This window comes from Myroides sp. TSA_177.3, assembly GCF_052691955.1.
The window spans coordinates 40366-54250 of the sequence record NZ_JBQZGD010000010.1; the positions used below are offsets into that span (position 1 = coordinate 40366).

Consider the following 13885-nt stretch of genomic DNA (forward strand, 5'->3'; position numbering starts at 1 on the left):
TATGTCTATCTTATATAAAACTATTCGCCGATTTTCTATTGTAATGGTAGCTCTTTCCTTATCCACTGTGTTCATTCAATGCAAAGACAAAGAAACGGCTACAGCAGAAATGGAAATTCAAGAAGAAACGGATATCGTACAATTAACGGATGCTCAACTCAAGCACGTTGATTTAGCAACTACTAAAATCCAAGAACATACCATTGCTACTGTATTGAAATTAAATGGAAAAATTGATGTTCCCCCACAGAACTTAATTTCAGTAACCAATCCACTAGGCGGGTATATCAAGCAAACCAAATTAATGCCTGGTATGCACATCAAAAAAGGCGAGCAAATTGCCATCATGGAAGATCCGCGTTACATTGAATTGCAACAAAATTACCTCATCGCTAAAGACAAGTATGAATTTGCAAAATTAGATTACCAACGCCAGAAAGACCTAAATGCAAGTCAAGCTAGTAGTGATAAAGTCATGCAGCAAGCCCAAGCAGAAATGAATACTCAGCGCATTGCGATGAATGCCCTAGTACAACAGTTGAGTTTGATTAACATCAATCCCAATACCTTGACGTACAATTCAATTAGTCGATCTATTGCTATTTACAGTCCAATCAATGGTTTTGTAAGCAATACTTATGTGAACATCGGGAAATATGTTACCCCCTCTGATGTCATGTTTGAACTCATTGACCCCACCGATATTCATTTAAATCTAAAAGTCTATGAGAAAGACTTAGACAAACTAGAAGTAGGACAACGCGTGGTAAGTTTTACGAACAACAACCCAACGAAGAAATACGAAGGAGAGATTGTACTCATTAGCATGGATGTCAATACAGAGGGAACATCTGAAGTACACTGTCATTTTGAAAATTTTGAAAAAAACCTTTTACCAGGAATGTATATGAATGCAGAAATTGACACGCATTCTTCCTTAACCAAGGCCTTACCGGAAGAGAGTGTGGTCTATTTTGAAGGAAAACACTTTGTTTTTGTAGTAACAGGTAAACAGACCTATCAATTAACTGCTGTTGAAGTTGGAGAAACTGAAAATGGCTTCACGGCTATTCTTCATGCAGATGCCTTAATGAATAAAACCATTGTTTCGAAAGGAGCTTATACCCTGCTCATGAAATTAAGAAATACAGAAGACGAAGAATAAAACGAAAAGTCCAGCTTAGGCTGGACTTTTTTTATGATTTAATACAATAAATCATCTAAATTTCACTCAAAAATGCTTTTCCCGCAGTTTCAAATCTTAAACGATTTTCTTATTTTTGTTCCCATAAGACACTTACGCAAGAAAACACCTCCTTGTTGGTTATTTTTTGTACTCTCTTATCCATTATTCAAAACAAGGGATCAGTTTTATTTTTCTATTTCTAATTTAAGTTCCATTTATGTACCACTACTTTAGCAGTTTATTTTTACTGATTTTCTCCACTTTGGTCTATCCTCAATCGGATAAATTAAAAATTGAGCCGTTAAACGATCATATGTATGTCTATACGACCTACCAAGTATTTCAAGGCGTCGAATATTCTTCCAATGCCTTGTATGTAGTGACAGATGAAGGAGTAATTCTCATTGACACCCCTTGGGATAAAGATCAGTATGTTCCTTTAGTAGAACACATTAGACGTGAACATAACAAAGAAATAAAATGGGTCATTACCACACACTTCCACGAAGATCGTTCGGGTGGACTTGATTATTTCAATAAAGCCGGAGCAGAAACCTATACTTATGCTTTGACCAACGAAATCTTAAAACAGCGCAATGAACCACAAGCGACTTTTACTTTTGGTTCAACAAAGCAGTTCAACTTGGGCAAAGAAAAAATAGAAGTATACTTCTTGGGAGAAGGTCATAGTAAAGATAATACGGTGGTTTGGTTTCCAGAAGAAGCGATTTTATACGGTGGTTGTTTGATTAAAAGTGCAGAGGCAACGACTATTGGCAATATCGTCGATGGCAATGTAGAAGCTTGGCCTGCGACAATCAAAGCCGTAAAGCGCAAATTCAAAAAGGCCAAAGTGATTATTCCAGGGCATGATGCTTGGAATCAATCCGGTCATCTTGAAAATACAATGCGTATCTTATCGGCTTATCAGGCACAAAAATTAAAGAACAACAAGCAATTATAATAGTAACCCAATAAACTTAAGATTATTAACAGCAAATAGCTTGTGGTGAAGTTTTTAATCTTAAAGTCTTTTATTACTTTTGCACTATGGCAAAACAAGATGATATTTTTAAGAATGTTATTTCGCACGCAAAAGAGTATGGATACATTTTTCCATCTAGCGAAATATACGATGGTTTAAGCGCAGTATATGACTATGCTCAAAACGGTGTAGAATTAAAAAGAAATATTAGAGAGTACTGGTGGAAATCCATGGTACAAATGCACGAAAATATTGTAGGAATTGATGCCTCAATCTTTATGCATCCAACCACTTGGAAGGCTTCAGGTCACGTTGATGCATTCAATGACCCTTTAATTGACAATAAAGACAGTAAAAAAAGATATAGAGCAGACGTTTTAATTGAAGACTACTGTGAAAAATTACACCAAAAAGCATTAAAAGAAATTGAAAAAGCGAAAAAGCGCTTTGGAGAAGCTTTTGATGAAGAGCAATTCGTTGCGACTAATCCACGCGTTGTAGAATACTACGCAAAGAAAAAAGAAATTTTAGAGCGTATGGCTCGCGGTTTAGATACAGGAGATTTGGCTGATGTAAAAGCACTTATCGAAGAGTTAGAAATCGCTGATCCTGATACAGGTTCTAAAAACTGGACGGAAGTACGTCAATTCAACTTGATGTTTGGTACAAAATTAGGGGCTTCTGCAGATACGGCAATGGATTTATATCTACGCCCTGAAACAGCTCAAGGTATTTTTGTAAACTTCTTAAACGTTCAAAAAACGGGACGTATGAAGATTCCTTTTGGTATTGCCCAAACAGGAAAAGCATTCCGTAATGAAATCGTAGCACGTCAATTCATTTTCCGTATGCGTGAATTTGAGCAAATGGAAATGCAATTCTTCGTGAAACCAGGAGAGGAAATGAAATATTACGAGTATTGGAAAGATACGCGTTTAAAATGGCATTTATCTTTAGGTATGGGCGCAGAAAACTACCGCTACCACGATCACGAAAAATTAGCGCACTATGCCAATGCTGCAACCGATATTGAATTCAACTTCCCATTCGGATTTAAAGAATTAGAAGGAATTCACTCGCGTACAGACTTTGACTTAAAAGCACACGAGCAATTCTCAGGTAAAAAATTACAGTTCTTTGATAACGAAACAAATTCATCTTATGTTCCTTATGTTGTAGAAACATCAGTAGGATTGGATCGTATGTTCTTATCTATCTTCTCTAAATCACTTCAGGAAGAGACTTTAGAAGATGGAACAACAAGAACCGTATTGAAATTACCTGCGGTTTTAGCACCAACAAAAGCAGCAATCTTCCCTCTAGTGAAAAAAGATGGTTTACCAGAAATTGCACAAGAGATTATCGAAGACTTGAAATGGGATTTCAATGTCGCTTATGATGAAAAAGATGCAGTAGGACGTCGTTACCGCCGTGCAGATGCTTTGGGAACTCCTTTCTGTATTACAGTGGATCACCAAACATTAGAAGATAAAACGGTTACGATTCGCCACAGAGATACAATGAAACAAGATCGCGTTGCAATTGCAGATTTACGCAATATCATCAACGAAGAAGTATCAATGAGAAATTGGTTAAAAAAAATGATGTAATCCATCATTGTTATTCCATATAAAAAGTTCCTCAACGAATGTTGAGGAACTTTTTTTTATTCTTAATGTAGGTTAAGTCTCTATTAATCAGAACATCCCTATCTTTGTATTATTGATAATCACAAAATATAATAGATATGAAAAAATTAGCTTTACTCGTTGTAGCTACCTTATTCTCAGTTACTTCATTTGCACAAACGAAATGGAATGTTGACCCAATGCACTCGTTCCTAAACTTTTCAGTAAAACACTTAGGTATTTCTTTTGTTGATGGTAAATTTGACAAATACGAAGGAACGTTTGTAGGAAACCCTGAAGATTTGACAAAAGGAACCTTCAGCTTTACTGTAGATGCAAACAGCATCAATACAGGTGTTGAAATGCGCGATAACCACTTAAAATCGGCGGACTTTTTTGATACTGCAAAATTCAATTCAATGAAATTTGACACAAAATCAATCAAGAAAACAGGAAAAGATAAATATGAACTAGTAGGAAACTTAACAATTAAAAATATCACAAAACCTGTAACCTTCCGATTAGTATATGGTGGTTTATTAGCAGATGATGGAAGTGGAAATACAAAACTTGGTTTTCAAGCGACAACGACAATCAACCGTTTTGACTTTGACGTAGCGTATGATCCAACAGGACAAGCTATTGGAAAAGAGATTGATATTACAGTGAATTTAGAATTCAGTAAGGCTAACTAATCCTTTATATATCTTTAAAATGAAAAGGGTTTGCTATTGATAGCAAACCCTTTTTCTATATTATATTTCATCATTTTCAATGACAACTAAATTATACGTGACGTGTTCTACAGCTTCATTTCGAATGCGATCAGCTACTTTAGAAACAGCTACTGGGCTATACGATTTAAACAAACCCAATCGATTGAGAAACAGCAATACCTTTACGCCTATTTTTTCACCTCCACGATCGGAATTCGGTCGAATTAGCGAACTTGGTCGGATGATAATAGTACGACTAAAATGCAATTGGGCAATCGCTTGTTCGATTCTGCCTTTCAGGTAAAGATAAAATACCTTACTGCGATAATCTGCTCCTTTGGATGAAACTAGAACGAAGGTTTCGATTGATTTAACCTTACAATACTTAGCAAATTGAACCACATAATCATAATCGATATGCCATTGTGCTGCTTTTCCTCCTGCTTGCTTCTTGGTTGTTCCCAAACAACTAAAAGCGACATCGCCTTCAATGAGATGATGCCATTGTCCCATTTGTTCAAAATCTACGACATGACAAATCAGCTTAGGATGTTGAATATCCCAAGGGCTACGTACAAAAATTTCGACAAAATGATAGCGCTCGTCACACAATAGTTGACGGACTAATACTTTTCCAACGGCTCCTGTAGCGCCAATAATTACAGCTCTCATACTAGTAATTTACAAAAAAAACTAAAACGATTGATTTCTTTTTACACTTTCTTACACTTACTTGGTTACTCCATGTGGTGCAAGCATGTGTTTCGGGTCCAATAATTCATCCAATTGCTCTTTAGTCATCAACTGATGAGCGAGGATTAAATCATAGACTCCTTTTCCAGTTTCCAGTGCTTCTTTGGCAATTTTGGTACTCGCTTTATATCCAATGTAAGGATTTAAAGCAGTCACAATTCCGATGCTCTGTAATACTTGTTCTTTTGTATGATCCGCATTCGCTTGAATTCCTTTGATACACTTCTCTTGTAAAGTATCCATAGCTTGAATCATCCATTCCATAGATTCCATCAAACTATGTACCAAAACAGGTTCCATTACATTCAATTGCAACTGTGCAGCTTCCGAAGCCATCGTAATTGTCATATCATTTCCGATTACTTTAAAACACACCTGATTCACAACCTCTGGAATAACAGGATTTACTTTTCCTGGCATAATAGAAGACCCCGGTTGCATTGCGGGTAATTGGATTTCAGCCAATCCCGTGCGCGGTCCAGAAGATAGTAAACGCAAGTCATTACACATTTTGGATAACTTAATGGCAACTTTTTTCAATGCATTAGAATACGCCACCAATCCACTTGTATCGGATGTTGCTTCGATTAAATTGGCTGCTGAAACTACAGGTTGCTGCATCAGCTCTCCTAAATTCTGAGCACATAAAGTCGCATACCCTGGAACTGCATTTAGTCCTGTTCCAATAGCCGTAGCCCCCATATTAATTTCTAAAAACGAAAGACTCGCTTCTTCCAATTTATTGATTTCACGTGCTAACGTAAATGCAAAAGCACCAAATTCTTGTCCTAAAGTCATCGGAACAGCATCTTGCAATTGCGTACGTCCCATTTTAAGGATATCCTGAAACGCAACCTCTTTTTCTTCTAAGGCTTGAACGAGCGTTTTTAAGCTCAGTACAACGCGTTGATTCATCTCAAATAACGCCACTTTAAATGCCGTTGGGTAGGCATCATTCGTTGATTGAGATAAATTCACATGATCATTCGGTGAACAATACTGATATTCTCCTTTCGCATGACCTAGAATTTCCAAGGCGCGATTAGCAATCACTTCATTGGCATTCATATTCGTAGACGTTCCCGCTCCCCCTTGAATCATATCAATAGGAAAATCTTGATGGAATTGACCCGCTATTAGTTCTTTACAAGCAGTTTCAATGGCTTGATATATTGTTGAATCTAAGAGTTGAAGTTCATAATTAGTCTTAGCTGCCGCCCATTTTACCAACGCCAATCCTTTAATAAAAGACGGATAATCTGCTAACTTTTGCTTCGAAATTGCAAAATTAGCAATGGCTCTTTGGGTTTGCACACCGTAATAGGCATTAATTGGAACTTCAATTTCTCCTAGTAAATCACTTTCAATTCTTGTTTGTTTCATAACTTTTTTCTTTGCTTACACTACTTTGATTTATTCTTTTGCATCCTAATCTAGGATTGTACTACTCTTCGAAAGTACCCGACACATAGTACAGTTTTTCACCTAAAAATTCAAAGGTTGAATTTTCATAATGTTGGTGTTCCTGCCCCTTTGTGTCTTTGAAATAGGCGCGAAACACAACTTGTAAAGCGGAGGCTGATTCAATTTCCAATCGCATCCATTGATTTTCCTTGGCCCATTGCAAAATTGATTTTTTGCTATACAGATGACGCGTTCGCGGATGTGTCGTATCAATCAAATACGTTGCATTGGCTACTACATACGCTGTATATCTGGAACGCATTAAAGCTTCTGCTGTTGTTGGGTACTGTGCTCCTTGAAGAAAAGGCATACAACAGTCCGCTAATTTATGTTCACTACCACAAGGACATTCCATATCGTTAAGCATCTAGTTGTTGTTGTAAATCGCCTACAATCTTTTGCATCTTGGCAAAACGCACCAATTCTTCATCTGTTTCAGCACAATCAATCATCATCTTTAATCGTACTTGTATCTCTTCTGCTAATCTTCGAGCCTCTACGTGTTTTCCTTGATCCACCATTTGCTTTAAGATGATTATTAACTTTTCCATACAGTTTTACTTTTTGCTTATACATTACAAAGATATTGGTTGCTTTCATTTAAAGTGGTTTTTTATTCCTCCGATTTCTGTTATTTTTAAGTCAACAAACCCCTTTTTTATGTTCAAAGACTTCATCAATCTCCTTTTTCCGAAAAGCTGCTCTGGTTGTTTTACCATTCTCTTGGCTCAAGAAGAATTGCTTTGTACGGCTTGTCGAGCAGCCTTGCCCTTTACCAACCACCATTTGCATACCGCTAACGAAGCCATGGGGAAATTCTATGGCAAAGTCAAAATACAGCAGGCAAGTTGTTTGTTCTACTACGCCAAAAATGGCATTGTTTCCAATCTCCTTCATCAATTGAAATACAACAACCAACCAGCAATTGGTTTTACTCTTGGTCGTTTATACGCAGAATTTCTTGCGGAATCCCAGGCGTTTCCCATGGTCGATTTCCTTGTTCCCGTGCCCTTGCATCGAAAAAAGCTACGTCAACGGGGCTACAATCAGGTAGATGGATTTGCAAAAGCCTTAAGTCAGCGGTTTCAAGTCCCACTCCATCCATCCGTTTTAATCAAAGCAAAACAAACAGCCTCACAAACAACAAAGAGCTTTCAAGAACGCATACAAGCGAAACCTACGGTTTTTCAATTGCAATCCACCGCTGATTTGGCGGGGAAACACTTTTTGCTACTAGATGACATTCTAACTACAGGTAGCACCCTAGAAACTTGTGCAAGGCTTTTATTACAAATCCCTGATAGCAAGGTGAGTATTTTGTGTTTAGCGTACACAAAATAAAGTTTTTAGGGGCTGATATTTTCTAAGTAAAAAATATAATTGTTACTTTGCCTTTTCAAAACAAAACTATGTCGAAGTTTCGTCTTTATTTTTTTACTTGTTTACTCATTCTATGTGTAACCTGTTTTTCTAATTGTGCTAAAAGAGGCTATATTTCAGGTGGACCGATGGACACCTTACCTCCTGTTGTATTAAAAAGTTATCCTGAAAATTATTCGATCAACTTTGATAAGGATGAAATTAGAATTGAGTTTGATGAATTCATCAAATTAAAAAATGCCAATCAGAATTTAATTGTTTCTCCACCATTGAAGAACAATCCTGATATTTCACCTATGGGAAGTCCTAAAAAGGTCATGACAATTAAGCTTAGGGATACACTATATCCCAATACGACTTATAGTTTCAATTTTGGAGATGCCATAACAGATAATAACGAAGGAAATGTATTGCCTCAATTTAAATATATTTTCTCAACCGGAACTTATATTGATTCACTCAAATTAGAAGGAACCATACAATCCGCTCATCAGCTAAAAACAGACAACTTTGTCAATGTTATGTTATATGATGCCACGACATTTAAAGATTCGACCGTCTACAAAGAGAAACCCTTGTATATCACCAATACACTGGATTCTCTAACGACTTTTTCTATTGAAAATATCAAAGTAGGAACATATTATGCTGTTGCGTTAAAACAAAAAACGAATACGTATATGTTCAACTCCGATCAAGATAAGATTGCTTTTATCTTGGATACGATTGTAATTCCTACAGATAAAAAATACAATCTAGTACTATTCAAATCAGAAGAAAAGTTTACGGCTAAACGCCCTGCTCAAATTTCTGAAAACAAATGGTACTTGCCTTATAAGGGTAATAAAGAGGGAGTAAAAATTAAAGTATCTAAAAATGATAGTTTAATCCAGAGCGTATATACACCATTAGAAGGAAAAGATTCCCTTCAGGTTTGGTTCCCTAAGGTCATTGCGGATTCACTTCATATTGCTGTTAGCAAAGAAGATTACTTGGAGACCTTTACGGTACGTCCTCGTGCAAAAATGAAGGAAATTGATACCTTAAGTGTGACAGCGAAGAATAATAACATTGACTTCAAGGAAGATTTCACCTTAAAAACAACCACACCTATTGCGACCGTAAATAAGAATTTGATTCAAATTATCAACAAGGATTCTCTTCCTGTTGCTTTTGAAGTTCAGGAAATATTAGACGAGCAAAAAGTATCCTTACTATTTGAGAAAAATCAAGAAGAATTATATGCCATTCAATTGTTACCTAAAGCGTTAACAGATGTTTTTGGCTATGCTAACGATACACTAAGCTATGCGTTGAAAACAACCAAGCACAGTGATTATGGAAATTTAAATCTCAATTTAAAATCGGTTAAACGCTATCCGATCATTGTAGAACTGATTGACGAACAAGAAAAAGTATATGCAACGCAAATCATCAAAGAACCGCAAACGGTCATCTTTGATTTATTATCACCGCGTAAATATTATGTGCGCATCGTTTATGACGACAATGAAAATGGCAAATGGGATACGGGATACTATTGGGATAGATGTCAACCAGAGGAAACCTTTTATACAGACGAACCAATTGATGTTCGCGCAAACTGGGATATCAATCAAGATATAGATTTATTGGCTGTTCCTAAACAGAAAACGTCAACCAATCCGACGAAACCGAATAAAAAACCAGCTAAGAGATAAAACAAAAAGCAGCAGCCAACTACAAGTGACTGCTGCTTTTTGTTTCTAGACCTTTCTTCTTTTATTTCTCTAATTTCTGAAAGGTTTTATAACAGATATAGACAATAAATAATCCGACAACAATTAAGACCGCCCATAGTATTTTATTTAGACGATCTCGATTGCTTTGCTCTTCATTCGCTTCTTCTTTTACCGCTGTTACAACCTTAAACTCTTGCGTCTGAACGAGAGGTAAATTCGAAGGGATATCATTTTTAAAATAAGTGATATCATATTCTGGTGAGCCTTTTGTTGCACTATTGACTTCTATGTCATAACTTTCATTTGCCTCAAGATAGGCTGTAGCAAATCGAGTTAAGGAATAGAGTTGAACCGATTGGATGGTAAGTGGAATATTATTCCCATTCTCAATTTCTAAATAGGGATTGCGAACCAATACATCATCCAAAATCCACTCATTTCTTTGTTTAGAAGATAGCACAAGAGGAACAGCTACTTTCGTTACTGAATCTCTTAAAACAGCCTTGCGGTAGTAATCTCGTGGTGATTCCACCTCTAATACTACTTTATTTAATTTATAGTTCAGCTCCTGAGGCACAAACGACACTATCGTTTTTTTCTCTTTCGAATGGGTTATACTCTGATCATATTGCAACAGCATTGGGCTAAATTGACCATACGTCTTTGTCCCAACTACTGTACTTACTTTATTTACTTTCAAAGGAGTTGACTGATTGTTAATCAGCTCCATCTCATAATAAGGATAACGTCCTTCGGGAATAGAAACAAACAAGGTTTCCTCTTCTCTTTCGGACGAGGTATAGGTATAAATAGGTGTTTTCTGTTTGACAATAAACCAATCTTTCTTATTGTTACTTCCTCTTACTGAAGCCATAATTGCAACATCTGCTTTATTTATAGTAACATAAAAATCGGTACTCTTTTTTTCTTCTGGGTTGTGAATAACAAAGCGATTGATACTATCTCTTTCTACGCGATCCATCAAAGGGTACTCAACCATCTTCGTTTCTTTAGATGTTGGCTGTACTGCCCGAATAAAGTAAGGAACTTCAATAGCTTCTCCTTGTTCTTGTTTAAAAATACGAAGATTGGACAAATCTGCTTTAGCATTCCCTACTAATCGATTATCCAATTCAATCGAGTAATATCCACTCGTTGTTACAGGAGGAAGACTGGCCTTATACGTTTTAGTTTGAGCATATCCCTGTGATATACTCAGCAAACAAGTACTCCCTACCATCCAAGCTACTGCTATCTTGTGTATTTTTTTCATGTCTAACTCTTTTAATTGCAATAAAAACAAGAGACTTATTCTATTGCTCACGATGCTGCTCTTCTTTATCTTTTAGCAATAATTTAATGCGTTCTAAGAGGAAAGATACCACTAAAAGGATTACCCCTAACACGACAAAAGATGCAATCTTTCCACCTTGATTCATGCGCCAAACATCATATAAATAGAATTTCAATATGATAATCCCGAAACTGATTAATGATAGCTTTCTCAATTCTGCTTTCTCTTTATTCATACCAATAATCATGAGCAACATCGCCATCAAGCCCCAAAGGATTGGATAACCATAGGCATGGACATCCGATAAAACAGCTTTATAAGCCTCTTCTGTACTAACCATCCATACAACGAGGTTATCAAGTTCTACTGACGAAAGCAGTACTAGCGAAGCAAATAACAACGCGTGTACCCATTTATAACTTTCGACGGAAAGCAACTGAATGTTGTTATATAGCCTAAAGTAGAAATAAGCAAAAGCTCCAATTGCTACGAGATGTAAAGTAAAATACACAGATGAATACTCGCCAAAATAGAAGATATCTTTTCTCAAGGAACATACAGCAATTGCGAAAAGCAGAAGTAATATACCCGATACCGCAAGGTTAATGGAATAGAAGAGTTTGGTCATCTTCTTTTTATAAAATACCAAATATACCGCCGCATATACTACTGTATACGTAACTAAGCTGAAAAACTTATAGATACCATCTGTAACACCTAGATTAGGATATTCTATTCGGGCGCCTACCTGATACGAGATTTCCAAGAATCCGATTCCATAAGCTAATACCAATAATAAACTAGTTAAAACCTTGTGTATCTCGGCAGATGTTGGCTGTTGCATGCTTTTCAAACCTATTGTATCTTCCTCAACTACTGGTTTTTTTCCTGTGATGTAATAAATAAAGAAAAACGACAACAAGATGACAATTCCCGTTAAGGTATACTGGTTTATTATAATAGGCAGGATATCAACGATACTATTTTTATCTTCTTCTATATCGTAGATCAATGTTGGATTAAAGCTTCGAATATCCATCAAATAAGAAACCAGTGTAAGAACTCCCAATACAATTGAACCTATTCGGAACAGATTGGCTTTGGAACGCGTCCAAATCCAAAATAGAACACTCATTTCTACAGCCCATACTATTGTAATATAAACCTTACTTAACTGTACAGGTATCGCCAAAGACACCAACCCGATAGTAATGGCTAATAAAGTATAGGTGAAATTTTTATCGATTGGCGCTGTTTTAGCTCTTGTTGTCAGCACAATAAATAAAGTATTAATTAAAGCCATACCTACAATAATTACCCCTAGATAATTAGTCCCCATGCTATTTGCTTGTATCATGAAGAAACAAATCAAAGAAGTAAAATTAACCACTGTGATATATAGTAGTTGGCCCACATCTGATTTTTCTTTCGAATTCTTGATGTAACGCAACACCAACAAAACCATAAACTGCAAGAAAAATAAAGAAGTAAAAAAGATGGCATCTGCTTGATATTCCTTATTCACTTTTAGCACAATCCAGGCAACTAAATATAAATAAGTCAATACATAACTAAACTTATCTACCAACAACCATCTTTGGCGAACAGCTACAATCAATACCCCTGTATTCAACAAGAATATATATGAAAACAACACCAAGTGATTTCCATTACCCGTACTAATTAAGAGCGGCGCTAACATTCCTCCAATAAAGGCAAAAATAGCGAGTTCTTGTCTCTTATAGGCGATAGATAAACACACGGCTAATACCGTGATGACACTTAGTATAATAAACGTGACAGTCTGATTAAATAGTTGATATTCTCTAAAAGCCAAAGTAATCGTCGTATACAATATCGCTAAACTTCCTCCCATTAATACAGAGGAGAAAACGTGGTACTTTGTACTTAATTTATGGGCTATTCCCGCGACTATTCCTCCAACTGCAACTCCTAACGCCACACGTCCAATTTCATTAATCCAATCTTGGTCTATCGCATACTTCACAAAGAATCCAATTCCCAATACCAACGTGATAACACCAATAGCATTCAACCAATTTAACTCTTTCAACGCTTTGACAAACTTGCTATCTTCTTGCTCTCGTACTACAGCATGCCCCTTAGGGTGCACTTCATCCGCAACTTGATATACACGATCTGCCATAGTAGGTATAGGAGGAGGTAGAATTTCTTCTTTTGGCTCAACTACCGTCTGAATCGGTTCGGATATAATCTCCTCTTCTTCTACTGGAGGAAGTATTGTTTCTACTGGATGTTCAGTAGGAATCGGTGATGGCACTACCACTCGTTCTACTTCCTGCTCTGCAGTTGTAGGTGTTGAACCGATCTCCTTACCTTTGAGGCTATCTATATCCCCTTGTAGTTTTTTTAGCATGTGAGACAAACCATCCACCATTCGATTGGATTGTTCCAGTTGCGTATTGACTTTATCAAATTTATTAGTCACCCTAATAAGCAAGATCATTGCGATGACTAGTATAAGTAAAATTAAAAACTCCATATCGTTTCTGCTTTAGTTGAGAATAGCAATCCCTGAACAATCTAAGTTAGGCAAGTACCTTTTTGGTTAATTACCAAAATTAACCAAAAAAACAAACACTTTTACTCCCTAATGATAGTGAATCTGAACATCCTTTTACACAAGCTTCGATTCAGTAAGATTCATGCACTTACTCTAGGTGTTTTTTTAAAACTTTTCACCATTTTACCCTTGTGCAAGAATCTTTTAAAAAGC

General features: G+C 36.4%; 12 protein-coding genes. 6 read left to right on the forward strand and 6 right to left on the reverse strand.

Annotation, left to right across the window (positions count from 1 at the left end; genetic code table 11):
* Nucleotide 1 precedes the first annotated feature (1 nt).
* The 4 genes from ACUTSE_RS10990 to ACUTSE_RS11005 all read left to right on the forward strand — a co-directional run bounded on the left by ACUTSE_RS10990 (nucleotide 2) and on the right by ACUTSE_RS11005 (nucleotide 4494).
* Nucleotides 2-1165 carry an efflux RND transporter periplasmic adaptor subunit gene (locus ACUTSE_RS10990; protein WP_445640258.1) on the forward strand — a complete coding sequence of 388 codons (1164 nt, stop codon included), beginning with the start codon at nucleotides 2-4 and terminating at the stop codon, nucleotides 1163-1165.
* A 238-nt stretch (nucleotides 1166-1403) separates the two neighbouring features.
* On the forward strand, nucleotides 1404-2150 hold the full coding sequence (blaTUS, locus tag ACUTSE_RS10995) for a TUS family subclass B1 metallo-beta-lactamase (protein WP_445640259.1): 747 nt from the start codon (nucleotides 1404-1406) through the stop codon (nucleotides 2148-2150).
* Nucleotides 2151-2236: 86 nt separating this feature from the next.
* On the forward strand, nucleotides 2237-3781 hold the full coding sequence (locus tag ACUTSE_RS11000) for a glycine--tRNA ligase (protein ID WP_002988053.1): 1545 nt from the start codon (nucleotides 2237-2239) through the stop codon (nucleotides 3779-3781).
* A 137-nt stretch (nucleotides 3782-3918) separates the two neighbouring features.
* Nucleotides 3919-4494 (forward strand): YceI family protein, encoded by a 576-nt coding sequence (locus ACUTSE_RS11005; protein ID WP_445640260.1) that lies wholly within the window; start codon nucleotides 3919-3921, stop codon nucleotides 4492-4494.
* Nucleotides 4495-4554: 60 nt separating this feature from the next.
* On the opposite strand, the gene ACUTSE_RS11010 is transcribed toward ACUTSE_RS11005, so the two are convergent.
* The 4 genes from ACUTSE_RS11010 to ACUTSE_RS11025 all read right to left on the reverse strand — a co-directional run bounded on the left by ACUTSE_RS11010 (nucleotide 4555) and on the right by ACUTSE_RS11025 (nucleotide 7283).
* Nucleotides 4555-5187, reverse strand: a complete 633-nt coding sequence (locus ACUTSE_RS11010) for an NAD(P)H-binding protein (RefSeq protein ID WP_115091937.1) — start codon at nucleotides 5185-5187, stop codon at nucleotides 4555-4557.
* A gap of 57 nt (nucleotides 5188-5244) precedes the next feature.
* On the reverse strand, nucleotides 5245-6651 hold the full coding sequence (locus tag ACUTSE_RS11015; protein ID WP_445640261.1) for an aspartate ammonia-lyase: 1407 nt from the start codon (nucleotides 6649-6651) through the stop codon (nucleotides 5245-5247).
* A 61-nt stretch (nucleotides 6652-6712) separates the two neighbouring features.
* The gene (locus tag ACUTSE_RS11020; protein WP_445640262.1) at nucleotides 6713-7099 is read right to left on the reverse strand and encodes a YchJ family protein; all 387 of its coding nucleotides are present in this window, start codon (nucleotides 7097-7099) and stop codon (nucleotides 6713-6715) included.
* Nucleotides 7092-7283, reverse strand: coding sequence for a hypothetical protein (locus ACUTSE_RS11025; protein WP_002988067.1), 192 nt, complete (start codon nucleotides 7281-7283; stop codon nucleotides 7092-7094). Before ACUTSE_RS11025 ends, ACUTSE_RS11020 begins: the two co-directional genes overlap by 8 nt.
* Before the next feature lie 109 nt (nucleotides 7284-7392).
* Here ACUTSE_RS11025 and ACUTSE_RS11030 point away from each other — a divergent pair, with 109 nt between their 5' ends.
* Together ACUTSE_RS11030 and ACUTSE_RS11035 are read left to right on the forward strand one after the other, a co-directional pair.
* On the forward strand, nucleotides 7393-8073 hold the full coding sequence (locus ACUTSE_RS11030; RefSeq protein WP_445640263.1) for a ComF family protein: 681 nt from the start codon (nucleotides 7393-7395) through the stop codon (nucleotides 8071-8073).
* Nucleotides 8074-8141: 68 nt separating this feature from the next.
* Nucleotides 8142-9812 (forward strand): Ig-like domain-containing protein, encoded by a 1671-nt coding sequence (locus tag ACUTSE_RS11035; RefSeq protein ID WP_445640264.1) that lies wholly within the window; start codon nucleotides 8142-8144, stop codon nucleotides 9810-9812.
* A gap of 61 nt (nucleotides 9813-9873) precedes the next feature.
* On the opposite strand, the gene ACUTSE_RS11040 is transcribed toward ACUTSE_RS11035, so the two are convergent.
* Nucleotides 9874-11106, reverse strand: coding sequence for a hypothetical protein (locus ACUTSE_RS11040; RefSeq protein WP_445640265.1), 1233 nt, complete (start codon nucleotides 11104-11106; stop codon nucleotides 9874-9876).
* Between the two features lie 40 nt (nucleotides 11107-11146).
* Complete coding sequence (locus tag ACUTSE_RS11045; protein WP_445640266.1) at nucleotides 11147-13651, reverse strand: DUF2339 domain-containing protein; 2505 nt, start codon at nucleotides 13649-13651, stop codon at nucleotides 11147-11149.
* Between the last annotated feature and the right edge of the window lie 234 nt (nucleotides 13652-13885).

Bases quoted from the DNA above. Each gene is read 5' to 3' on its own strand.
- ACUTSE_RS10990 (WP_445640258.1), top strand. From the start codon at position 2: ATGTCTATCTTATATAAAACTATTCGCCGATTTTCTATTGTAATGGTA.
- blaTUS (WP_445640259.1), top strand. From the start codon at position 1,404: ATGTACCACTACTTTAGCAGTTTATTTTTACTGATTTTCTCCACTTTG.
- ACUTSE_RS11000 (WP_002988053.1), top strand. From the start codon at position 2,237: ATGGCAAAACAAGATGATATTTTTAAGAATGTTATTTCGCACGCAAAA.
- ACUTSE_RS11005 (WP_445640260.1), top strand. From the start codon at position 3,919: ATGAAAAAATTAGCTTTACTCGTTGTAGCTACCTTATTCTCAGTTACT.
- ACUTSE_RS11010 (WP_115091937.1), bottom strand. From the start codon at position 5,187: ATGAGAGCTGTAATTATTGGCGCTACAGGAGCCGTTGGAAAAGTATTA.
- ACUTSE_RS11015 (WP_445640261.1), bottom strand. From the start codon at position 6,651: ATGAAACAAACAAGAATTGAAAGTGATTTACTAGGAGAAATTGAAGTT.
- ACUTSE_RS11020 (WP_445640262.1), bottom strand. From the start codon at position 7,099: ATGCTTAACGATATGGAATGTCCTTGTGGTAGTGAACATAAATTAGCG.
- ACUTSE_RS11025 (WP_002988067.1), bottom strand. From the start codon at position 7,283: ATGGAAAAGTTAATAATCATCTTAAAGCAAATGGTGGATCAAGGAAAA.
- ACUTSE_RS11030 (WP_445640263.1), top strand. From the start codon at position 7,393: ATGTTCAAAGACTTCATCAATCTCCTTTTTCCGAAAAGCTGCTCTGGT.
- ACUTSE_RS11035 (WP_445640264.1), top strand. From the start codon at position 8,142: ATGTCGAAGTTTCGTCTTTATTTTTTTACTTGTTTACTCATTCTATGT.
- ACUTSE_RS11040 (WP_445640265.1), bottom strand. From the start codon at position 11,106: ATGAAAAAAATACACAAGATAGCAGTAGCTTGGATGGTAGGGAGTACT.
- ACUTSE_RS11045 (WP_445640266.1), bottom strand. From the start codon at position 13,651: ATGGAGTTTTTAATTTTACTTATACTAGTCATCGCAATGATCTTGCTT.